Source organism: Arthrobacter rhombi (assembly GCF_900163545.1).
GTDB classification, from domain to species: domain Bacteria; phylum Actinomycetota; class Actinomycetes; order Actinomycetales; family Micrococcaceae; genus Arthrobacter_H; species Arthrobacter_H rhombi_A.
Genome location: NZ_FUHW01000032.1, coordinates 66093 through 86286, shown reverse-complemented (window position 1 = coordinate 86286; position 20194 = coordinate 66093). Strand labels below are relative to the sequence as shown.

The 20194-nt window shown below is 66.0% G+C and carries 19 protein-coding genes and 2 riboswitches; of the genes, 7 read left to right on the top strand and 12 right to left on the bottom strand.

Going from position 1 to position 20194, the window contains the following annotated elements; all coding sequences use genetic code 11:
* Positions 1-11: 11 nt before the first annotated feature.
* The gene (locus FM101_RS08925; protein ID WP_086998518.1) at positions 12-1919 is read left to right on the top strand and encodes a hypothetical protein; all 1908 of its coding nucleotides are present in this window, start codon (positions 12-14) and stop codon (positions 1917-1919) included.
* A 25-nt stretch (positions 1920-1944) separates the two neighbouring features.
* Here the strand turns inward: FM101_RS08925 and FM101_RS08920 are convergent, their stop codons facing one another.
* From FM101_RS08920 to FM101_RS08870, 11 genes are all read right to left on the bottom strand, one after another.
* Positions 1945-2172, bottom strand: a complete 228-nt coding sequence (locus FM101_RS08920; protein ID WP_086998515.1) for a hypothetical protein — start codon at positions 2170-2172, stop codon at positions 1945-1947.
* A gap of 114 nt (positions 2173-2286) precedes the next feature.
* The gene (locus tag FM101_RS08915) at positions 2287-3477 is read right to left on the bottom strand and encodes a cysteine desulfurase family protein (protein ID WP_086998512.1); all 1191 of its coding nucleotides are present in this window, start codon (positions 3475-3477) and stop codon (positions 2287-2289) included.
* A complete protein-coding gene (gene nadC / locus FM101_RS08910) occupies positions 3474-4385 on the bottom strand; it encodes a carboxylating nicotinate-nucleotide diphosphorylase (RefSeq protein WP_086998751.1) in 912 nt (303 codons plus the stop codon). The genes FM101_RS08915 and nadC overlap by 4 nt, the downstream gene beginning before the upstream one ends.
* Positions 4386-4452: 67 nt before the next feature.
* Positions 4453-6114 carry an L-aspartate oxidase gene (nadB, locus tag FM101_RS08905; RefSeq protein WP_086998509.1) on the bottom strand — a complete coding sequence of 554 codons (1662 nt, stop codon included), beginning with the start codon at positions 6112-6114 and terminating at the stop codon, positions 4453-4455.
* Positions 6111-7394 carry a quinolinate synthase NadA gene (gene nadA / locus FM101_RS08900; RefSeq protein ID WP_086998507.1) on the bottom strand — a complete coding sequence of 428 codons (1284 nt, stop codon included), beginning with the start codon at positions 7392-7394 and terminating at the stop codon, positions 6111-6113. Before nadA ends, nadB begins: the two co-directional genes overlap by 4 nt.
* Complete coding sequence (locus tag FM101_RS08895) at positions 7391-8143, bottom strand: NUDIX hydrolase (RefSeq protein WP_086998504.1); 753 nt, start codon at positions 8141-8143, stop codon at positions 7391-7393. The genes nadA and FM101_RS08895 overlap by 4 nt, the downstream gene beginning before the upstream one ends.
* A 119-nt stretch (positions 8144-8262) precedes the next feature.
* Positions 8263-9582 carry an MFS transporter gene (locus FM101_RS08890; RefSeq protein ID WP_158225924.1) on the bottom strand — a complete coding sequence of 440 codons (1320 nt, stop codon included), beginning with the start codon at positions 9580-9582 and terminating at the stop codon, positions 8263-8265.
* Positions 9583-9966: 384 nt separating this feature from the next.
* Positions 9967-10284 (bottom strand): hypothetical protein, encoded by a 318-nt coding sequence (locus tag FM101_RS08885; protein ID WP_086998498.1) that lies wholly within the window; start codon positions 10282-10284, stop codon positions 9967-9969.
* A gap of 80 nt (positions 10285-10364) precedes the next feature.
* On the bottom strand, positions 10365-11171 hold the full coding sequence (locus FM101_RS08880; RefSeq protein WP_086998495.1) for an energy-coupling factor transporter transmembrane component T family protein: 807 nt from the start codon (positions 11169-11171) through the stop codon (positions 10365-10367).
* On the bottom strand, positions 11168-12853 hold the full coding sequence (locus tag FM101_RS08875) for an ABC transporter ATP-binding protein (RefSeq protein WP_158225925.1): 1686 nt from the start codon (positions 12851-12853) through the stop codon (positions 11168-11170). The genes FM101_RS08880 and FM101_RS08875 overlap by 4 nt, the downstream gene beginning before the upstream one ends.
* A gap of 35 nt (positions 12854-12888) precedes the next feature.
* A complete protein-coding gene (locus tag FM101_RS08870) occupies positions 12889-13521 on the bottom strand; it encodes an ECF transporter S component (protein ID WP_241895363.1) in 633 nt (210 codons plus the stop codon).
* 34 nt (positions 13522-13555) lie between these two features.
* Positions 13556-13665: riboswitch (TPP riboswitch) on the bottom strand.
* Between the two features lie 57 nt (positions 13666-13722).
* A riboswitch (TPP riboswitch) is annotated at positions 13723-13817 on the top strand.
* Between the two features lie 324 nt (positions 13818-14141).
* On the opposite strand from FM101_RS08870, the gene FM101_RS08865 reads away from it, so the two are divergent.
* Both FM101_RS08865 and FM101_RS08860 read left to right on the top strand, forming a co-directional pair.
* Complete coding sequence (locus FM101_RS08865) at positions 14142-14906, top strand: 3-oxoacyl-ACP reductase (protein WP_086998489.1); 765 nt, start codon at positions 14142-14144, stop codon at positions 14904-14906.
* Positions 14907-14908: 2 nt separating this feature from the next.
* Positions 14909-16240, top strand: a complete 1332-nt coding sequence (locus tag FM101_RS08860) for an LLM class flavin-dependent oxidoreductase (protein ID WP_086998486.1) — start codon at positions 14909-14911, stop codon at positions 16238-16240.
* Between the two features lie 22 nt (positions 16241-16262).
* Here the strand turns inward: FM101_RS08860 and FM101_RS08855 are convergent, their stop codons facing one another.
* A complete protein-coding gene (locus FM101_RS08855; RefSeq protein WP_086998483.1) occupies positions 16263-16736 on the bottom strand; it encodes an Lrp/AsnC family transcriptional regulator in 474 nt (157 codons plus the stop codon).
* Positions 16737-16892: 156 nt separating this feature from the next.
* On the opposite strand from FM101_RS08855, the gene FM101_RS08850 reads away from it, so the two are divergent.
* Genes FM101_RS08850 through FM101_RS08835 form a run of 4 tightly spaced genes read left to right on the top strand, consistent with a single transcriptional unit; the run spans position 16893 to position 20130 of the window.
* Positions 16893-17924, top strand: a complete 1032-nt coding sequence (locus tag FM101_RS08850) for a thiamine pyrophosphate-dependent enzyme (RefSeq protein ID WP_086998480.1) — start codon at positions 16893-16895, stop codon at positions 17922-17924.
* Positions 17917-18948: an alpha-ketoacid dehydrogenase subunit beta gene (locus FM101_RS08845; protein WP_179204282.1), complete on the top strand. Its 1032-nt coding sequence runs from the start codon at positions 17917-17919 to the stop codon at positions 18946-18948. The genes FM101_RS08850 and FM101_RS08845 overlap by 8 nt, the downstream gene beginning before the upstream one ends.
* Complete coding sequence (locus FM101_RS08840; protein WP_086998474.1) at positions 18941-19270, top strand: biotin/lipoyl-containing protein; 330 nt, start codon at positions 18941-18943, stop codon at positions 19268-19270. Before FM101_RS08845 ends, FM101_RS08840 begins: the two co-directional genes overlap by 8 nt.
* 2 nt (positions 19271-19272) lie before the next feature.
* Positions 19273-20130 (top strand): alpha/beta fold hydrolase, encoded by an 858-nt coding sequence (locus tag FM101_RS08835; RefSeq protein ID WP_086998472.1) that lies wholly within the window; start codon positions 19273-19275, stop codon positions 20128-20130.
* The last annotated feature ends 64 nt before the right edge of the window (positions 20131-20194 follow it).

Here is a 20194-nt window from a genome sequence, read left to right as displayed (position 1 = left end):
AGCATGAAGGGGTGATCTCTCCCGACGCAGGACTGCAAAGCCCCAACGCCGCACAAGCTCCGACCAGCACGACCGGCACGACCCCGGATCGTACTGAATTTCGGGCGCCGGTCCTCCTGCGGGGACGAATTCCCCATCTGCCCGGCCTCACGCGTGCCGGCGATTTCCTCGCCCTCCTCACCCCGCAGCCCGTGGCGCAGGTCGGCCCTCGGTCGTTCTCCTTGGATGGCGCCGCGATCTGCGGCGAACGGGTGTTGATCAATAGCTCCGACGTGGCGGCAGTGATCCCGGGCTCAGTTGTCTCGGGTGACGCGACGAGTCTGGCCAACTGGTGGTCAACCAACATCGCGAACCCCTCATGTTTGTTCATGATCGACGAGCACACGCAAGAGGCCTTATGTCTTCCGGACCCCCTCGGCGGTTCGCTGGTCTTCCACTATTCAGCGGGAGGTACCGAATTCATCTCGAGTGACATCGTTTCACTGATCCGCGCTGCCAATGCTGCCGGCAGCTTTCCCTCCAAGAGCGTCGATTATCAGCTCGAACGCCTCGTGCTCGGCAACGGTGGCCTGACCCCCTCCAGCTACGACGGTGTCGACAGGCTCGACCTCTTCACCTATTGGGAGTTGGACCCCAGCGGCGCCCGGAGGCGCGAGTATGCGTTGGCCGAAGAGATGCGTAGCCCGGAAGTGTCCTACGTTCAGGGGCTTGAACGCGTCCGCAGGCGTGTTCTGGAATCTGTCGTGGCCATTTCCAAAATGCCCAGCGAGTTCCGCGTCGCCCACCTCACCGGTGGTTTCGATTCACGGCTCGTCCTGGCGGCCATGGTCGAGGCCGGTTGCACTGACCGATTCAGCTTCTTCTGCTCCGGGCCGGAGGGCACGACAGATCGGCAAATTGCCGATGGACTCGCTGGGGTCTTCAACCTCCAGCGGACGCTCAATGGAGGCCTCACCGCGGCGCCGGCCTCCGGCGTTCATGAACGGTTGCTGGCCCCCTTGTTCTACAGCGGTGGCATGACCTCCACCGGACCGACGGGTCGTGAACTAACTTCCTCGGTGGTCGCCGCAGGCGGCGGCTATGGGGAAGTACTCAGGACGTTCTACGGGCCCCGATTCAGGAATCTTGACGAGAGTGGATTCACGGGACTCGATTTGATGAATAGCATGGTCCCCCACGTTCCAGACCGGAAGAAGATCTATACCAGTGCGGCGGAGAAAAGCATCGGCACCCGCCTGCACCAAGAGTGGATGAAACTGTCGACCAGTGGTGTACCCACCGATTTCATCGGCGACGCGATGTACTCCCAAGTACGGAACCGCTACCACATCGGGCAGAATTCGGTTCTGTGGAGCCGGATTGGATCACGTCTGGACCCGCTCTACTCCGTGGATGCCTACCGGCTGGCCAGTTCGATCCCGTTAGAGGCCCGAGAAGCAAACGTGATCGGCTTCGACCTCATGGATACTTTCGCCGGTGATCTCAAGGCATATCCCTTCGACAGGAACAGGTTTTCCTCGGCCTACGGTTCCATGCGCCGCGTCCCGTCTCCAAAGTCCTGGGGCAATGGAGCAAACCTTCGCAAGCCCACACGGTTTCAGGCACCCTTCGCGGAGGGAGACGTCCTTCCCGCTCACTTGGAAAACCTCGAGGTCCCCGAGCCAACAGTTACCGCGGAGCAGCGTAAGGAATTCGTCGCCACCGCGAATCGAATCGGCGTGAACTACTGGCAGGTATCGACTCTGACCGCAGCGCAGAAAGCTCTGAGTACCGCTATGGAAAAGAACGATAGCACCCAGTTCACGGACGCCTTGGATGGTGAATACCTCACGAAATTGGCCACGACAAAGCTGGCCAGACGCCAAGAGATCCGTGACGTCTACTCGGCCTTGGGCCTAATGGCTTGGCTGAGCAGCTGATCCGCCCGGTAGGCGCCGCCAGCGGTTAGTAGTGTCCCGGGTGGCGGCGCTTGGTCATCCCGATGACCCCGAAGATCACCATGACGAGACCGACAATAACGCCGAGCCAGAGCGGGGTATGGGTCTGGTCCACGAAGGGGTTCTGCACCAGCACTGCTGAGATCCCGTAGATCGCCATGATCACGATTCCCAGCACAAACCAGACGATGCCCGTGCGGTCACGGCTCTTCGTTGTCGTATTATTCGTTGCCATGGCAGGCTCCCTTCCACCAGTGGAAGAGGCGGCCGGCTGATCCGGGAGTCTCTTCGTCATGCCATTCGGAGCCGTCACCGCACCTAGGGTGCGGTGACGGTCGATACTTTTAAACTACGCCTCCGAGGTGGGTGCGGCAACGTGGGGGCCTGCGTCGGTCACCGTTTGCACCGCCGCGATGACGGCGCGGGCCGCTGTGGTCAGTTGCACCTCGGTGGTCTCGGCCGTGAAGCTCAACCGGACGGCGGTGCGGGCCAGATCGGGGTCCAGCCCCAACCCCAGCAGAACCGGTGAGGGTTCGGCGGATCCGGCGGCGCAGGCCGACCCCGAGGAACAGATGATACCGCGCCGTTCCAGTTCCAGCAGGACCGTTTCCCCGTTGGCCCCGGGGAAGGTGAAGGAGACGATGCCCGGCACCCGCTGCTGGCGGTCTCCGGTGAGCACCGCGGCCTCCTCCCCGGGGCGCCTTCCGGTGTTGAGCCCTTCCAAGACGGTGTCGATCAGATAGTTTGCCTTGGTTCGGGAGTCCTCGAAACCCGCCGCCGCCGAGGTGGCCAACCGTAGTGCGGTAGCCGTGGACACGGCGCCGGCCACGTTTTCGGTTCCCGAACGGCGTCCGCGTTCCTGCCCGCCACCGTGCAGTCCCGGTTCCACGGCCAGTTTCCCGCGGATCATGGCCAGCCCGGCCCCCTTCATCCCCCCGAGCTTATGACCCGAGACGCTGAGGGCGTCCAGGTGTGTGGCCAGTTCGACAAGCGGCAACCAGCTGGCGGCCTGGACGACGTCGCTATGCATCAGCGCTCCGACGGCTCGGGCGGCGGCCGAAATCTCGGCCAGGGGTTGGATGGTCCCGATTTCGTTATTGACCGCCATGACCGTGACCAGCGTCGTGTCCTCGCGCAGCAGCCCCGAGAGCACCGCGGGATCCACCAGGCCCTCGGAACCCACGGGGACGACGTCGATGCTGAACCCGTGGTGACGGTGCAGGTAGTCGCAGGCTTCACGAACCGAGGAATGTTCGATGGCGGAGCGCACCACGTGCCTGCCGCGCGGGTTGGCCAGGGCCAGACCAATGATCGCCAGGTTATTCGCCTCGGTGCCGCCCGAGGTGAACACGATGTCCCCGGTGCGCACCCCCAGGGTGCTGGCCGCCGTCGTGCGGGCATAGGTCAGGGCCCGGGCAGCGGTCTCCCCGAGAGAGTGGGTGCTGGAGGGGTTACCGAAATCGCGGGCCATCAGCGGCCAGATCAGTTCGAGGATTTCCTGCTTCACCGGTGTGGTGGCTGCGGCGTCGAGGTAGATCACGTCCGCACCGTTCCCTGCCCCGCCACGGCGTCGGTAGCGGCGGTGGTGGCTGCGGCGCCGCCGATGCGGACATCGAGCCCCAGGTCCAGGGACCTGACCGAATGGGTGAGCGCACCGGAGGAGATGACGTCGACCCCGGTGGCTGCCAGTTCGGCGACGGTTTCCAACGTGACGTTCCCCGAGGCCTCCACATAGGCGGCCCCGTTGATGCGGCGGACCCCTTCGATGAGGTCGGCCGGGGTGAAGTTATCGAGCATGATGGTATCCACCCCGGCGTTCAGCACCGCGTCGAGCTGGTCGAGCCCATCAATTTCCACCTCGAAGTGCACCGTATGCCCCAGCCGGGCACGGGCCGCACGCAGGGCCGCCGTCAGCTCGGCACCGGTACCCAGCAGGGCCAGATGGTTGTCCTTGGCCATCACTGCCTCGGAGAGCGACCCACGGTGGTTATGCCCACCGCCGCAGCGCACCGCATAGCGTTCCAGGGCACGCAGCCCGGGGGTGGTTTTGCGGGTGTCGGCGATCCGCGCCGCGGTCCCGGCCGCGGCGTCGACGAAGGCTCGGGTGAGGGTGGCGATCCCCGAGAGGCGTTGGAGCAGGTTCAACGCGACGCGTTCACCGGCAAGCACCGAACGGGCCGACCCACTGACGGTGGCCAGGACGTCTCCGGCGGCAAAGGGCTGCCCATCGGCGAGCGCGAGGTCCACGGTGAGGGCCGGGTCGGTCAAGACCATGGTGGTGGCGAAGACCCCCAGGCCGCTGGCGATGCCCGGTTCCCTGGCGATCACGTCGGCGATGGCCGTGGCATCTGCGGGCAGCAGGACATTGCCGGTCAGGTCGCCGGTGGGGTTGTCTTCGGCGAGCGCGGCTTCGACGATGTTCTCCACGACGCGTTGCGGCACGGGCATCGGTTCGGTCACGGCGACTGAAGGGGCCGCGGGGGTGGGTCCGTGGTGCACAGTGGTCATTCGTTCCTCAGGAGTTGGGGGTGCCGGTGAGCAGCAGGTGGTTGTCCTCTGCCCCGGTGCCGGTGAAGGGTGGCGGCGGTGTCGGGGCTGCCCGGACGAAGCCGGTCCGCACCCGTGGCCCGTGGGTCACGGCATCGGGGGTATCGGTGCGGTAGTGGGCGCCGATGGAGGTGGTGCGGGCCAGGGCGGCTTCCGCGATGAGGCGCCCCACGGTGATCAGGTTGCGCAGCTCCGCCTCCTTCCGCGTGGCGGCCCCCGACCCGGCCAGGGCACCGGCCAGTGTTGTTGCGGCCTGGGACAAGCCCTCCCCGGTGCGTTCCACGCCCAGCTGGGCGGTGGCCAGGTCCTGGAGCCCTTCCCGGGTCAGCGGAACGGCCGGCGTTTCTCTACACCCCCCATCAAGTTCGAACACATATTCGAATTCGATGGGAGTGGAGGCCTGCCGGGCGTCTGCGGCCCCCAGGGTGGAGGCCGCGGCGAAGCCGTGCACGAGTGCTTCGAGCAGGGAATTGGAGGCGAGCCGGTTGGCTCCATGGGTTCCGGTGCAGGCCGTCTCCCCCGCGACCCGCAGTCCGGGGACGGTGGTGCGCCCCCTGGCGTCGGCGTAGACCCCGCCCATCCAATAGTGCTGGGCCTCGGTGACCGGGACCGGTTGGACGGCCAGGTCCAGGCCCAGGGCGGCCAACCGGGTGGTGATGGAGGGGAACCTCCGGGCCAGGTACCCCCGTCCCTTCGCTGCCTCCACGGCGCGGGCGTCCAGGAACACCTGGCCACCCATGGCGTAGACGTGATGAATGGCCCGGGCAACCACGTCGCGGGGAGCCAGTTCGGCCGCCGGGTGCACCTCTTCCATGAAGCGCCGCCCGTTGCCGTCAATGAGTACCGCACCTTCTCCCCTGACGGCTTCGGAAACCATGAACCTGCCGGCGCGCACCAGGGTGGGGTGGAACTGCACGAACTCGGCATCCACCACCAGGGCTCCTGCCCTCCACGCCAAGGCGGCCCCGTCACCGGTGGCCCCAGCGGGGTTGGTGGTCCATTCATACAGTGAGCCGATCCCCCCGGTCGCCAGGAGTACGACGTCGGCCTGAACTCGGTGGCATTGCCCGGCCTGGAGGTAGTGCACCCCGGTGATGACACCGTCGTCGTCCACCAGGTCGGTGACGAAGGCGTCCTCGAGGATGCGCAGGCTCCCCTGTCCGGCCAATCGGCGGCAGACACCGATCAGGGTGGAGGCGATCACCTTCCCGGTGGAGTCTCCTCCGGCGTGCAGGATGCGGGGGTGGGTGTGGGCGGCTTCGAGCCCCAGGGCAGGGTGGTCCCCCGCGGGGTCGGCGTCGAAGGTGGTTCCCAGCCCGATCAACGCTTCGATATGCTCCCAGGCGGAGGAGCACACGGACCGCACCGCGGCCGGGTCGTTCAGCCGGGCCCCTGCGGTGAGGGTGTCCTCGATATGGCTGGCCACCTCATCCCCGCGGGATGTCCCCCGGGGTCCGACGGCGGCGATCCCACCCTGGGCGTACCAGCTGTTCGAGTCGGCCAGCGCGTCCTTGGTGAGCAGGGTGACCTGGTGGCCGTGTTCGACGGCGGTGATCGCGGCATAAAGTCCCGCGACCCCCGACCCCACGATCACCAGGTCCAAGGACTCCTTCACGGAGCGGCTGCTCATGGGCGCGCCGCCAGCATCCGTTCCAGGGCCACCCGGGCGTTGGACGCCACGGTTTCGGGGACGGAAATCTGGTTCACCACGCGTCCGGCAACGAGTTCCTCCAGGACCCAGGCCAGGTAGCCCGGGTGGATCCGGTACATCGTGGAGCAGGGGCAGATCACCGGGTCGAGGCAGAAGATTCTGTGCTGCGGGTACTGGTCGGCAAGCCGGTTGACCATGTTGATCTCGGTGCCGATCGCAAAGGTGGTCGGTTCCGTGGCGGCGGCGATGGCCTTCTGGATGAAGTCGGTGGACCCTGCCGAGTCGGCGGCGTCGACGACCTCCATGGGGCATTCGGGGTGGACGATGACGTTCACTCCCGGGTATTCGGCCCGCGCCTTGTCAATCTGACCGGTGTTGAACCTGCGGTGGACCGAGCAGAAACCATGCCAGAGCAGGACCTTCGCCTCGGCCAGTTCCTCGGCGGTGTTCCCGCCCAGGGGTTTGGCCGGTGACCACAGTGGCATCTGCTCCAGGGGGATGCCCATGGCCTTGGCGGTGTTCCGGCCCAGGTGCTGGTCGGGGAAGAACAGCACGCGCTGGCCGCGTTCGAACGCCCATTCCAACACGCTCGTGGCATTGGATGAGGTGCACACGATCCCGCCGTTCCGGCCGACGAAGGACTTCAGGGCCGCCGAGGAGTTCATATAGGTCACCGGAATCACCGGGACCCGCCCCGCGGCGTCGGGTTCGGTGCCGTAGAGGTCTTCGAGTTGTTCCCAGCACTCCTCCACAGAGGACTCATCGGCCATATCGGCCATCGAGCAGCCGGCGGCCAGGTTGGGCAGGATGACCTGCTGGTGGTCCTGGGAGAGGATGTCGGCGGTCTCGGCCATGAAGTGCACCCCGCAGAACACGATGTATTCGGCCCTCTCGCGGTTCAGCGCCTGGTTGGCCAGCTGGAAGGAGTCACCGATGAAGTCCGCGTACTGGACGACCTCGTCGCGTTGGTAGAAGTGCCCGAGCACCACCAACCGTTCGCCCAGGGTTTCCTTGGCGGCGCGGATGCGTGCGTCGAGTTCGGCGTCGTCCGCATTCCGGTACTTTTCCGGGATCACCCCTTGTTGCGGGGTGTCGGCCGGGGCGACGTCATCCATGGAGGAACCGGGCCCATAGGAGCGCAGCCCGGTATCGAGGTCCCAGGGGGACTTCACCAGGTCGGTGGCGCAGACCCCTGAGTCCGCCCCGTCCCCGACAGGAGTCAGGCTCAGTTGTTGGATGGTGCTGTTGACACTGGTCATGATCTATCCCGCTGTTCTTCCGTGTTGGTGGTCTCTTGAGGTACGACGGCGGCATCCCCCGCGTACCGGTACAGGCGTGGTGGGCGGTGTTTGCCCCCGTGCAGGTATTCATCGGTGGCCTCGATGCCGGAGGCTCCGCGCAGGTGGCGGCGGAAGTTCGCGGCGTCGAGGCGGCGGTCCAGGACGGCCTCGTAGACGTCCTGGACCTGGGCCAGGGTGAAGCGTGGGCCCAGGAAGCGGTGGGCGATCGAAGAGTATTCGACTTTATTCTGCAGTCGCCACAGCGCGTAGCGCACGATCTCGGCATGGTCGAAGGCCAGCGCGTCGATCACGGCCTCGTCGCGGGCGGGGAACCAGGCGACATGGGGGTCCTTCACCAGTTGCGGCGCGTCGGGATGTTCCTCACGGACCAGGGCCCAGTAGACGATCGAGACGACCCGGTGTGCCGGGGACCGGTCAAGCCCGCCGAAGGCGTAGAGCTGTTCGAGGTGGCTAGGGGCCAGGCCGGTGGTGGCCCTGAGGTTGCCGGCGGCGGCATCCTGCAGGGTTTGCCGGACGCCCAACGGGCCACCCGGCAGCGCCCATTGGCCGCGGAAGGGTTCGCGCGTCCGGCGGATCAGCGGCAGCCAGAGGGTCCGGCGTCCGGTCGGTTCCCCGTCCCGGAGTTCATCACGCAGGGCGAAGATCACCGTCGAGACGGCCAATTCCGGGCTCATGGCTTGGCGTTCGGAAACATTGGCGAACTCCATCCCTGCTCCTTCCCGAGGCGATTAAGAGTTATTGTCGAATTGACAATAAGTCAGCATACGTCGGTGGACGGGCATTTCCAACACCTATGACGCGTATTTTTCCTCGGGACCCACGCCTTTTATTGACCGGCGGTTTCTTCGTCGTCAAGGATGACGTCTTCTAGGCGCACGGCGCGGAACGGGGAGATGCCCAACAGTGCCGTGCCCACTGCAATGAACCCCGCGGCGACCCACAAGGCAGTACCGACGCCTGCGGAGGTGGCGATGAAACCGCCCAGCGGGGCCCCGAGAACGATCATGCCTCGGTTGGCCGAACGCCGGACCGAGGTCATCCGGGCGATCATCCCATCGGGCGTCAGCCCCTGCCAGAAGCCCATCTCCAAGGGACTCTCGACCCCCATGGCCACGCCCCAGAGCAGTTGCGCGGCTCCCAGACACACCAAGAGGGTGACGCGATCTCCCGACGCGGGCCCCAGCTGCGGCAGCAGCGCGGCGATGCTGGCCACCGCGACCACTGAGACGACTTCGAGTCCCCGGGACAGGACGATGATGCGGCCCGTTCCCCACCGCTCGCCGCACCGGGCCGAGGCGCTGGTGCCCACCACTGCTCCGACGCCCGCGCAGCTGAGAACCACCCCCAAATCGAAGGGACCCAGCCCGGCAGTCTGCAGGATGAGCACCGGCAGGACCGTACCCACCATCGCCGATCCGATGAACCAGACATGCGTGCTCCAGGCCAGCGGGCCCAAGTAGTAGTGCCCATAGAGCCAACGCACCGATTCGACCACGCGGGCACGCAGGCTCGGAGTCGCACCGTGATTCGTGGCCGGAGCGGCCTTCCCCGTGGGTCGCCCGGGCAGAGTGGCGACCACGACCCCGGAGAACAAGAAGCTGCCGGCGTCCAGCAGCAGGGCCCAGGGGGCGGTGAGGACGGCGACCAGGCTGCCGGCCACGGCGCCGCCTACGGTCTGGGCCACCGTGTCGCTCTGCTCCAGGCGGACGTTGGCCCGCACCAACAGCTTCCGGGGCACCAGCTGCGGGATGAAGGATTGGTAAGCGGCATCCCCCACCAGCGACAGGGCCCCGAAGCCGAAAACCAACGCAATGACACCGGAAACGGACAGCCACCCGGACACCCCTCCGATACACAGCACCCCCAGCAGGACCGCCCGCCCCAGGTCGGCAACCATGAGGGCACGACGTCGGCTGAAGCGATCCACCCAGATGCCGGCCACGAGCCCAAAGATCAGGTACGGCGCCCATCGTGCGGCACTAACCCACCCCTGATCCTGAGCATTTCCGTCCAGGGTCACCAGGACCAGGACGGCGAGTGCGACGGAGGTGACGTAGGTGCCGAAGTCCGAGACGGTGGAAGCGGCCCAGAAGCGGACGAAGGGCGCGTGCCTGCGCAATCCTCCGGGCCCGCCTGCCGTGCTCATGGTTTCGAGGCTACTGCACGGCTTCGCCGACCCACCCGGGGCCGTTGGCCCGGGACGCAGGCAACATCCCGGCCACCGGTTCCCCTGATCCGCCCCCTGCCTGGGTCGCGGCTTCGGGTGTGCTGCCGGTCGATGGGACTCATCCGGCGGCACCGTACCGGTGGCCCGGGACATCGACGAGGTGCAACATGCCCTCGTCTCGACGCCCGGAGTAGCCTTGAACATGGTGCGAGTTTCATGTTGGTCCCCGCTGGGACACCGGCTGCTGCGATGACATCTGCCCTACCTCAATGTTAAGAACCCTTCATCGCCCGAACCAGCGAAGCTTCCCCCTGTTTTTCGCGGCAGAAACACTTGTTCACTGCCCCTGGGTACTCGAATTCCTCAGCCGCCGAACCCCGGCTCGTATTTCCACGCGTCCTCGAGGCAGTGCCGCTCCCCCACGGGGTGGCCCGGGTGCTTCTCCAGCCAGGCCTGTTGGGCGAGGAGCAGTTCGGCGGTCGCCTCCCAGGTCTCGCTGGTCGAGGGTGGGTGCACTCCTGCAGCCCGGGCGATGGACCGCAGTTCCTGCTCGGTGTACACGGCCAGTTCCTCGGGTCCCAGGTGGCGATCCCAGAGGTAGCGTGCGAGCGTCTTGGCCTTGGTACTGCGGTTATTCACTGCACGGGCAGTGGATCTGAAGGTACTCGGGTCCTGGCTCATGCCGCATTCCTCTCACCGGGGAGCAAGAAAGCAGCCTACCAAGCGAAGACGAGCCTGCTGAGCATGGCCCGAGTCCGGGCTTACCCCCAGAGGGCGGAGTATCCCCTGATCCACCCACCGGCGACACCCAGGCCCAACACCACCGCCAAAACGCTGAGCACACCGGTAGCCATGATCCAGTCCGCTCGTTGGAGTCTGATGGGCTTCCAGATGGTTCGGGGAGTCAGTCCCAGACCGCGGGACTCCATGGACTGGGCCATGCGCTCACCCCGGCGCAGCGAGACCACGAGCAGGGCGAAGGAGGCATGCCCGAACTCCCGGATCGTGGGGCGACGCAGCCCCGGAGCCAGCTCGGGAGCCCGCACCCCATGGGCCTGCCGGATCGTCTGCCAGGTGCCCGGCAGATCTTGGAGCATCTGGTATCCGGCCAGGACGGCATGGGAGAGACGCGGACCCAGTCTGGCCTGTTGATGCAGGCTGTCGGTCAGGGCCACGGCATCGGTGGAGAGGACGAAACCGATCGACAACACCCCCAGAACGAACGTGCGCAGGGCCAGGGAAGTCCCCAGGTTCACCCCCTCGACGCTGACCTGCAGGCCCAGCACCGTGAAGAGTTCCTCCCCCGGCCGGGTGATGGCATTGATCATGAGCATCCCGAGGGCAAAACCCAGGAACGGGATATGGGCCAGCAGCAGCATCCGGGGCGAGGGCCGGCCCCAGATCAGCACGGCGGCCAGCGCCAACGGATAGAGCAGGGCCGGGGTCAGCGGGTCGAAGACGAAGAGCAAGGCGAAGGAGACCACGAAGAGCAGGGCGAGCTTCATGGTGGGGTTGCGACGGCCCAAGGGCGTGGTCGTGACCACCCACGGAAAGGGGGCCGCGCTCACGAGGGCACCTGCATCCGTGCCGCAGGCGCAACTTCGCGATCCAGAGCATCCAGGATGTTCTTGATCTGCTCCGGACTCTTCCCGAGGCCCAGCAGCCAGTCCAGCAGCGGGGGCAGCACGATCCCTGCCCTGGCCAAGACGTCTCGGTCGCCCAGCACGTCAAAAATCGGCCCGTCGGCGATGATGGTGCCCTCGGCGATGACGATTCCCCGGTGGGCCAGGCTCGCGACACTGCGTAGATCGTGGCTGGAAAACAGGATCGACTGTCCGTCGGCCGCCGCGTCCCGGAAGGCTCCCATCATCGAGATGGTGGCTTTCCGGTCCAACCCGTAACCCGGTTCGTCGGCCAACAGGACGTTGCGGGAATGAGCGAGCATGGCCGCAACGCTGAGCCGCCGCTTTTCCCCGCCCGAGAGTCGGAACGGGTTGCTCGCGGCCAGATGCGTCAGCCGGTGTTCGGCCAGCAGGTCATCGATCTTCTCCTGGGCAGGACGACCATTGATGAGCGCCGGCAGGCCATGGCCAACTTCTTCTCGGACCGTGGTGGCCACGAATTGGTGTTCGGGGTTCTGGAACACCAGCCCGGGGCGGTCCCCCGATATCGTGCCGGCAAGTGGTTGCAGCAGCCCGGCGAGCGCGAGCAACAGACTGGTCTTGCCCGTCCCGTTGGCGCCCAACAGGGCGACGATCTCCCCGGAGCGTAGTTCCAGGTCGATGCCTTCAAGTTGGGGGCTGATCACCGCGGGTTCGCGGCGTCGTTTCCGGGCAGGGATTGGCGCCCGGGTGATCGAGAGGCCCCGGGCTGAGAGGACCACGCTGTCGGTGGCCTGCGTCGGCTGCGGAACCGTTGGTTGGCCCTCCGCCCAGTGCAGCAATTCTTCGCGGACGATGGGCGATGCCAAACCGCCTTCGGTGCCGCATGCAGCCTGCAGCTCGGTTTCCAACGGTGTCCAGCACCCGGCGTCCACGAGCTGGCGTGCCGATTGTTTTAACACGGTCCGTGTGGGGCCGTCAGCGATCAGGGCCCCTTCGGCGTCGAGCACGATGGCCCGTCCGGGAAGCCCCGCCACACCGTCGGCTCCCGCATACTCGTCGATGCGGTGTTCCACCAGCACCACGGCGGGGCCACGGTCGTGCACCGCCCGGTCGATGGACCGGCGCACCGAGGAGATGCCTTCGGCGTCAAGCATCGAGGTGGGTTCGTCGAGCAGCAGCACCGGCGGCTCCACGACCAGACTGGCCGCCAAGGCAACCCGTTGACCTTGGCCACCGGAGAGTTGCCGTGTTGACCTGTCCTTGAGGCTGGCTCCGTTGACCTGTTCCAGCACCTCATCGATCAGGCCCTCGATCTGTCGTGGGGGTACCGCATGGTTCTCCAGTGGAAGGGCGATCTCCCGCTGCACATCGGGCATGCACATCGCCGATTCGGGGTCCTGGGCCAGGACGCCGACGGTCCGTGACAATTCGGCGACGCCGGTGTGAGCGGTGTCCTGACCAGCGACGAGGACCCGGCCAGTGAACCGTGCCGCCACCGAATGCGGGATGACCCCGGTCATCAGGTTTAAAAGCGTCGACTTTCCGGCCCCCGAGGGCCCCAGGATGATGACCTGTTCGCCTGCTTCGAGACTCAAGGTCACCCGATCCAGGACCGGCACCTGCCTTCGGGGGTAGGTTACGGTCACGTTCTCAAGCACGACTACCGGCGTGCTTGCCGGTTTCATGCTCCCTCGGCGGTTGGCTGGTCCCGGCCGATGGCGTAGTTGTCCACGACGCCGGTTTTAGCCAGGGCGTTAACGGTCTTGCGGGCCAGGAGACCGCCGAGAATGAGCCCGGAGAGCAGTTGAACGATGAGCCGGATGACAAAGAAATCCTGGCCGTACCACCCGAAACGGAAGGCCGAGACGGCGAAGGCCAATCCTGCTCCGAGTAGTCCGGAGCAAGCGTAGGTGAGCCAGCTGAAAGACCGGTAGCGACGCAGGGCGAAGGGAAGTTCGCTGCCCAGACCTTGGATGGCGGCCACCAGGAAAAGCATGGGTCCTGCCGTCGAGCCGAGGAAAACGACCTCCACCCCACCGGCAATGACCTCCGCGAGGATCCCGGCGAAGGGTCGTCTGATGATGGCGACGGCGATCGGGGCCACGATGAGCCACCCGCCGAAGAGTAGATGCGAGGAGAGGTCCCCGAACGGGCCCATCAGCAGGGTCAGCCCGGCCGATGCCTGGACCAACGCCCAGTAGAGGAATCCGAAGACGACCCCCAGGACCACGATGAGCACCAGGTCCTTGAGGTCGAAGGAAAAGCGTCGTCGCGCCGGTAGTGGCGTGGTGGATGGCGGCGTTATTGAGTGCACTGTCGTGCCCCTTCTGTTGAGTGAACAGGGCACGGGATTTAGAGTTTTGCCTCCCTGCGCTGGCATGACCCAGATCAGGTTCGACGGTCGAAGCTTGATCAGCTTCCTCTCAGCCCGGCTCACCGGACTCCCGTGTTCAGCACAGACTGTACACGTGGACACGAAGTTGTCGAATCGCTGCGTGAAGTGTGTAGGGTGTGGTGCAGTGACACGGGGTGCCATGATTTCTGGCTGAGAGAACACCCGTTGAACCTGATCTAGTTCGAACTAGCGAAGGGATGTTGCAGGTGCTTCTTCACCTAAACCTCCATGTTGGAAGGTCCTGCCGGACCGCCACCCCACGGCCCGATGTCGCCATGCGTTGGTTGCGTCCACCCTGGCGCTCCGCATCCTGCCGTGCCGTCTCTCGGCCAGCGGTTTAGCCTCTGCCCGCCAGCTGCGGCCCAGCTGAAACCTCTCCTGCGCAGCCTGCTCTCCACCGTCGGACACCACAGCACGACCACCGTGCTCCCCGCGTGTCTCACGGGGCCCTCACCTCTCTCCCCCGGGCGATGCTGCCCGCAACGATCCCCTTCATTTCCACCACCACCTGCCCTCGGCAGCCATGAAAGCGAGACCAAATGAACCTCTCAGACCAGATTGTCCTTGTCACCGGGGGCGCCCGCGGTTTGGGCCGTCATATCGTGCAGGCCTTCGCCGCACAAGGCGCCCGCGTCGTCATCAACTACCGGCAGTCCGCCGAAGCCGCCGAGAAACTTGCTGCCGGTCTGGGGCCCGACCGTGCCCTGGCAGTCCAGGCAGATGTCACCGATCCGGCGCAGGTCACCGCCATGCTCGTGGCCTCCCAGGCCCATTTCGGTTCCCCCGTGACCACCGTGGTGAACAACGCGCTGGCCGATTTCTCCTTCAATGGCGAGGCCCGATCCTCGGCCGCAGAGATTGGTTGGGAGGAGTTCACCACCCAGTTCTCCGGTAGTGTTCGCGGCGCACTGAACACCGCCCAGGCGGCGCTGCCGGGGATGCGTAAACAGGGCTTCGGGCGGATCATCAACATCGGCACCAACCTCTTCCAAAACCCCGTGGTCCCGTACCACGACTACACCGCCTCCAAAGCCGCCCTGCTGGCCCTGACCCGAACACTCGCCGCCGACCTGGGCCAACACCAGGTCTCGGTGAACATGGTCTCCGGTGGTCTACTACGCACCACGGACGCCAGCGCCGCGACCCCCGAAGAGGTCTTCGACTTCATCGCCTCCTCCACCCCCTTGCGCAAGGTCACCACACCGGCCGAATTCGCCGACGCCATCCTGTTCTTCGCTTCCCCCTGGGCCCGTGCGGTCACCGGGCAGAATCTGGTGGTCGACGGCGGACTGGTGATGAACTAGAGATGAGCACACACCCCATCAACACAGCCGAAACGGCACCACGCCAACTACATTTCAACGCCTTCCTCAACGCCTGCGGGCACCACCAGGCAGCGTGGCGCCACCCGGACTCTGCGGTTGAGCAACTGGGCAGCATCGAGCATTACGAACGGTTGGCCCAAACCGCCGAGGCCGGCCTCTTCGATGCCGTGTTCTTCGCCGACGGACACTCGGCGGGAAACCCGGCAGCCGGCCCCCGGTGGTTCTTCGAACCGTTGACGGCGCTGGCCGCCATGGCGCGGAGCACCAGCCGCATCGGGCTGATCTCCACCGTCTCCACGACCTTCTACACCCCGTACCACGCTGCCAGGATGCTCGCCTCGCTGGATCACCTCAGCGCCGGGCGCATCGGGTGGAATGTGGTCACCTCGATGTTCGACGCCGAGGCGCGCAACCACTCGATGGATTCCATGCCGGCCAGTCCCGAACGTTATGCCCGGGCCGCCGAATTCATCGACGTCGCGCTGGCCCTCTGGGATTCCTGGGCCGATGACGCGGTGCTCGCCGATCGTTCGGGGTTCTTCGCCGACCCCGAGAAAGTCAGGCCCATCAACCACGACGGCGAGCATTTCGGTGTTGCCGGGCCGCTGAACGTGCCCCGGGGCCCGCAAGGCCGGCCGGTCCTGTTCCAGGCCGGGGCCTCGGAATCCGGTCGCCAGCTAGCGGCACGCCATGCCGAAGGGATCTACGCGGTGGCCTACGATCTGGCCAGCGGGCAGGACTACTACGCGGATCTGAAGCAGCGCATTGCCGCCGAAGGCAGGGACCCGTCGAAGGTCGCGATCATGCCCGGACTGGTCACCTACCTCGGATCCACCGAAGTCGAGGCGTTGGCGCGGCAGGCAGAGGTGGATGCCCTCCTACCGACCGAACAGTCGCTGGCCCAGCTGGGAATGTTCATCGGGCAGGATTGCAGCGAGTGGGACCTCGACGCACCGGTTCCGGCTCTGCCACCGGCGAGCGAATTCACCGGCCCACAGGGCAGGTACGCCACGATCCTGCGCATCGTGGAAGCCGAACGCCCCACGGTCCGACAGCTGCTGGGTCGACTCGCTGCCGGCGGCGGCCATTGCACGATGGTGGGGACCCCGGAGCAGGTCGCCGACTCCATCGAACGCTGGTTCACCTCGGGCGCTGCCGATGGCTTCAACCTGATGCCGCCGATGCTGCCTGATTCCCTAGAGGAGTTCGTGGACCGGGTGGTTCCAGTGTTGCAACGTCGGGGGCTCTACCGCACCGAATACTCGACTCACACGTTGCGGGGTCATCTGGGGCTGGAGCGGCCGGAGGCCTGAACGGCCCAGCGACCCTGAGGGCTCAGCCCCTCTGGGCCGCGGCCCGGGCCAGGGGCAGCATGCGCAAGGGGATCGGTGAGTTCAGCACCACCAACGAGGAACTGCGCAGCACGGTCCGGGTCGCGATGATCGCGTCCAGGACCCGCTGCAGATCGTCGTTCGACGTGGCCACAATGCAGGCCATGAGATCACTTTCACCCGAAACGGTATGCAGTTCGAGCACCTCGGGGACCTGGGACAGGGCGGCGGCCACGCCGTCGTGCCCTGCGTCCTGATCGATCGCCAGGGAACAGTAGGCACGCACCGGATATCCCAGCCCTTCGGCCGAGAGATGCGGCCCCCAACCGGTGATCACGCCCTCCCGCGTGAGCTTGTCCAGCCGCGACTGCACCGTCGCCCGGGCCACCCCCAGAACCCGCGACGCCTCCAACACCGACATCCGCGGGTCCGAGGAGAACTCCCCCAGGATCCGTGCATCCAATGCGTCGATTTTCATGGACGCTCCTTAACTAGACAATATGTATAGATGACTCGGTACCAGCGTAGACACTCTGCGCAGATTGTTGGTTATTGATTGATGCGATTGCGCATGAAACAGGTGGTAACTAGGGTCACAGCAAGCCCACCTCACCGAATCCACTGGGAGTCGAACATGACCGATGCACCCCGGCTTGAGCCGCACGCCGACGAGCTCGGCACCGATGAACTACTTGAGCTGTACCGCCTGATGGTGCGCACCCGGCAGCTTGATGTCGCCGCCATTGCCTGGCAGCGACAAGGCATCCTGCCGGGCTATGCCCCGGAACTAGGCCAGGAGGCAGCCCAGGTGGGCAGCGCCTACGCACTGGACTTCACCCGCGACTTCGCCTTCCCCACTTACCGCGAGATGGGCGTCGCTCTGGCCGCAGGGATCGACATGGTGGATTACATGTCCACCCATAAGGCCTCCTGGCATGGTGGCCTGTGGAATCCCGCCGAAACCCATGTGGCCCCCATTCAGGCCGTCGTGGCCGGTTCGGTGCTGCACGCCGTGGGCTGGGCCCACGGACAAACCGTTGACGGCACCGGCAACGTGGCCCTGACCTATTTCGGTGACGGCGCCAGCTCGCAGGGCGACGTTCACGAGGCCATGAACTTCGCCTCGGTCTTCAAGGCCCCGGTGGTTTTCTTCACGCAGAACAACGGGTGGGCCATCTCGGTTCCCACCGAACGCCAGGTCGCCGGCGGCTCGGTCTCCGCCCGTGGTGCCGGCTACGCGATCCCCTCGATCCAGGTCGACGGCAACGACGTCGTCGCCGTGGTCCGTGCCGTGCGTGCCGCCGTCGAACACGGCAGGGCCGGCAACGGTCCGGCGGTGGTGGAGGCCATGACCTACCGCCGCGGACCGCACTCCACCTCGGATGATCCGGGACGCTACCGCAGCCTCGACGACGAACGGCGTGACGGCGGCGAGGACCCGCTGAACCGCCTCGAAGCCACCCTGCGTGCCGCCGGTACCCTCGATGACACCTCCGTCGCCGCCATCAGCGAGCAGGCCGGCGAATTCGTCGAGCAGGTCCGTCTCGGCGTCGACGCCCTCGACGCCCGCCCGGGCACCGAGATGTTCGACTTCGTCTTCCAGGAACCCACCGAAGCACTAGCAGCCCAGGCCGCGAACTGGCGAGAGGAATCCGAACATGTCTAACCCGGCCACCGCAACCGTGCAGGAGCGTCCGATGGAAAACACCGTCATCGAAATGTCCATGCAGAAGGCCCTGAACCGCGGCCTGGACGAACTGTTGACCGAAGACCCGCGTTCGATGATCTTCGGCGAGGACGTCGGCGGCCTCGGCGGCGTCTTCCGCATCACCGACGGACTGCAGGCCAAGCACGGCAGCAGCCGCGTCTATGACACCCCGCTGGCCGAATCCGGCATCCTGGGCATGTCCATCGGACTGGCCATGGCCGGCTGGCATCCGATCCCCGAAGTACAGTTCGACGGTTTCGCCTATCCGGCGATCAACCAGATCGTCTGCCAGCTGGGGCGGATGAACTACCGTTCACGCGGCACCCTGCCGATGCCGGTGACCTTGCGTGTCCCCTCCTTCGGTGGCATCCGCGCCCCCGAAATGCACACCGAGTCCCTCGAGTCGCTCTTCGCCCACGTGCCCGGGCTCAAGGTCGTCTCCCCGGCGAACCCGCACCAGGCGTACCACCTGCTCAAGAAGTCGGTCCTCATGCCCGATCCGGTCATGTTCATGGAACCGAAGTCCCGCTACTGGCAGAAGGGCGAGGTCGACACCGAGAACCCCGGGGATCTGGAAGGTTCGGTCATCGCCCGCGAAGGCCGTCACCTGACTCTCATCGCCTGGGGTGCCATGGTCGCCCGCTGCCTGCAGGTCGCCGAATTGGCCGAAGAGGATGGCATCAGCATCGAGGTCCTGGACTTGCGCTGGCTCAAGCCCATCGACGCCGCCGGTCTGGCCGCCTCGGTGTCCAAAACCAAACGCGCCGTCGTCGTTCATGAGGGGCCTCGCACCGCGGGCCTGGGCGCCGAAGTCGCCCAGCTGGTCTCCGAATCCTGCTTCGGTGTCCTCAAGGCACCCGTTGAGCGGGTGACCGGTTTCGACGTACCGTATCCCTCAGGTGATCTGGAGGACGAGTACATCCCCAACATCGACCGCATCCTGTTCGGCATTCAACGAGTATTGGAGTACCGCCGTGGCTGAAATTTCCTTCCCACTACCCGATCTGGGTGAAGGCCTCATCGATGCCACCGTGCTCGAGTGGATCGTGGCCGTCGGCGACCAGGTCGAACGCAACCAGCCGCTCGTCGAGGTCGAGACGACCAAGAGCTCACTCGAGCTGCCCTCCCCGCAGGCGGGCAAAGTGCTGCGCATCCACGGAGAACCCGGTGACACGATCAACGTCGGTGAGGAACTCATCGTCTTCGAGGTGGCCGATGACACCGCAGGCATCGTGGGCACCGTGCCGCAGGAGGCCGCCCCGAAGCGCCGGGTGCGCCTGAGCGCAAACCTGGATGAGGACTGATCGTGGCTCCAGCCGAGAACGGCACGGCGGCAGCCACGGCCCACCACGAGGCCGAGCACCGGGTCGAGGGCACCGAGAACTCCCTGACCGTACGGATCTTCTCCGCAGGGGATGATTCCGGAGCCCGCCCGGTCCTGCTCATCCACGGCTTCGCCTCCTCCACCGAGCTGAACTGGGTCGCCACCGGGTGGATCACCGCCCTGAACGACGCCGGCCGCAAGGTCATCGCCGTGGATTTGCCCGGGCATGGGCTCAGCCCGGCACCGGATGATCTGGATGCCTACACCCCCAGCAGGATCCGTGCCGAGATCCTGCAGATCCTGCAGGACCAGCACGTCAGGCCGCTGGCCGAGGAGGATCCAGCCTCGGGGGTGGACGTGTTGGGCTACTCGCTGGGTTCACGCCTGGGGTGGGAGTTCGCCGGCACCCAACCCCAGCTGGTGCACCGCCTGGTCCTGGGCGGACCGGCGCGCAACGACCCGCTCTCGGACTTCGACCTCGACGCTGCCCGGGAGCACCTCTCCGGCGGAGAAGAGATCGAGGATCCGACAACGGCGGAACTGGTGCGCATGGCGCAGCTGGTGCCCACGAACAACATGTTCTCCATGCTGTCCCTGATCGAAGCCATCAAGTCAGAGCCGTTCGACCCGTCCGAGGCCGTGCCCTCGATGCCAGTGCTGCTGGTGGCCGGCGAGCGCGACGAGCTGGCGGCGACCCTGCCGCAGCTGGTGGAGCTGGCTCGGAAGCACCAGGGCGCCGAGGCGGACGTCCGCGAGCTGCTCCTGCCGGTGCGCACCCACGCCAATGCGGTGACCTCGCGGGCTTATAAGCAGGGCGCGGTGGAGTTCATCAACGGCTGACACTCCGTCTCCGCGGGACCGACGATGATCGATGGCCACCCCTGAACCGGGCGGTCATCAGCGT

Excerpts from the sequence above, each read along its gene's own strand:
- FM101_RS08890 (WP_158225924.1), bottom strand. The coding sequence starts at position 9,582 with ATGAGCACGGCAGGCGGGCCCGGAGGATTGCGCAGGCACGCGCCCTTC.
- nadA (WP_086998507.1), bottom strand. The coding sequence starts at position 7,394 with ATGACCAGTGTCAACAGCACCATCCAACAACTGAGCCTGACTCCTGTC.
- FM101_RS08845 (WP_179204282.1), top strand. The coding sequence starts at position 17,917 with ATGTCTAACCCGGCCACCGCAACCGTGCAGGAGCGTCCGATGGAAAAC.
- FM101_RS08850 (WP_086998480.1), top strand. The coding sequence starts at position 16,893 with ATGACCGATGCACCCCGGCTTGAGCCGCACGCCGACGAGCTCGGCACC.
- FM101_RS08865 (WP_086998489.1), top strand. The coding sequence starts at position 14,142 with ATGAACCTCTCAGACCAGATTGTCCTTGTCACCGGGGGCGCCCGCGGT.
- nadB (WP_086998509.1), bottom strand. The coding sequence starts at position 6,114 with ATGAGCAGCCGCTCCGTGAAGGAGTCCTTGGACCTGGTGATCGTGGGG.
- FM101_RS08860 (WP_086998486.1), top strand. The coding sequence starts at position 14,909 with ATGAGCACACACCCCATCAACACAGCCGAAACGGCACCACGCCAACTA.
- FM101_RS08855 (WP_086998483.1), bottom strand. The coding sequence starts at position 16,736 with ATGAAAATCGACGCATTGGATGCACGGATCCTGGGGGAGTTCTCCTCG.
- nadC (WP_086998751.1), bottom strand. The coding sequence starts at position 4,385 with ATGCCCGTGCCGCAACGCGTCGTGGAGAACATCGTCGAAGCCGCGCTC.
- FM101_RS08920 (WP_086998515.1), bottom strand. The coding sequence starts at position 2,172 with ATGGCAACGAATAATACGACAACGAAGAGCCGTGACCGCACGGGCATC.
- FM101_RS08895 (WP_086998504.1), bottom strand. The coding sequence starts at position 8,143 with ATGGAGTTCGCCAATGTTTCCGAACGCCAAGCCATGAGCCCGGAATTG.
- FM101_RS08885 (WP_086998498.1), bottom strand. The coding sequence starts at position 10,284 with ATGAGCCAGGACCCGAGTACCTTCAGATCCACTGCCCGTGCAGTGAAT.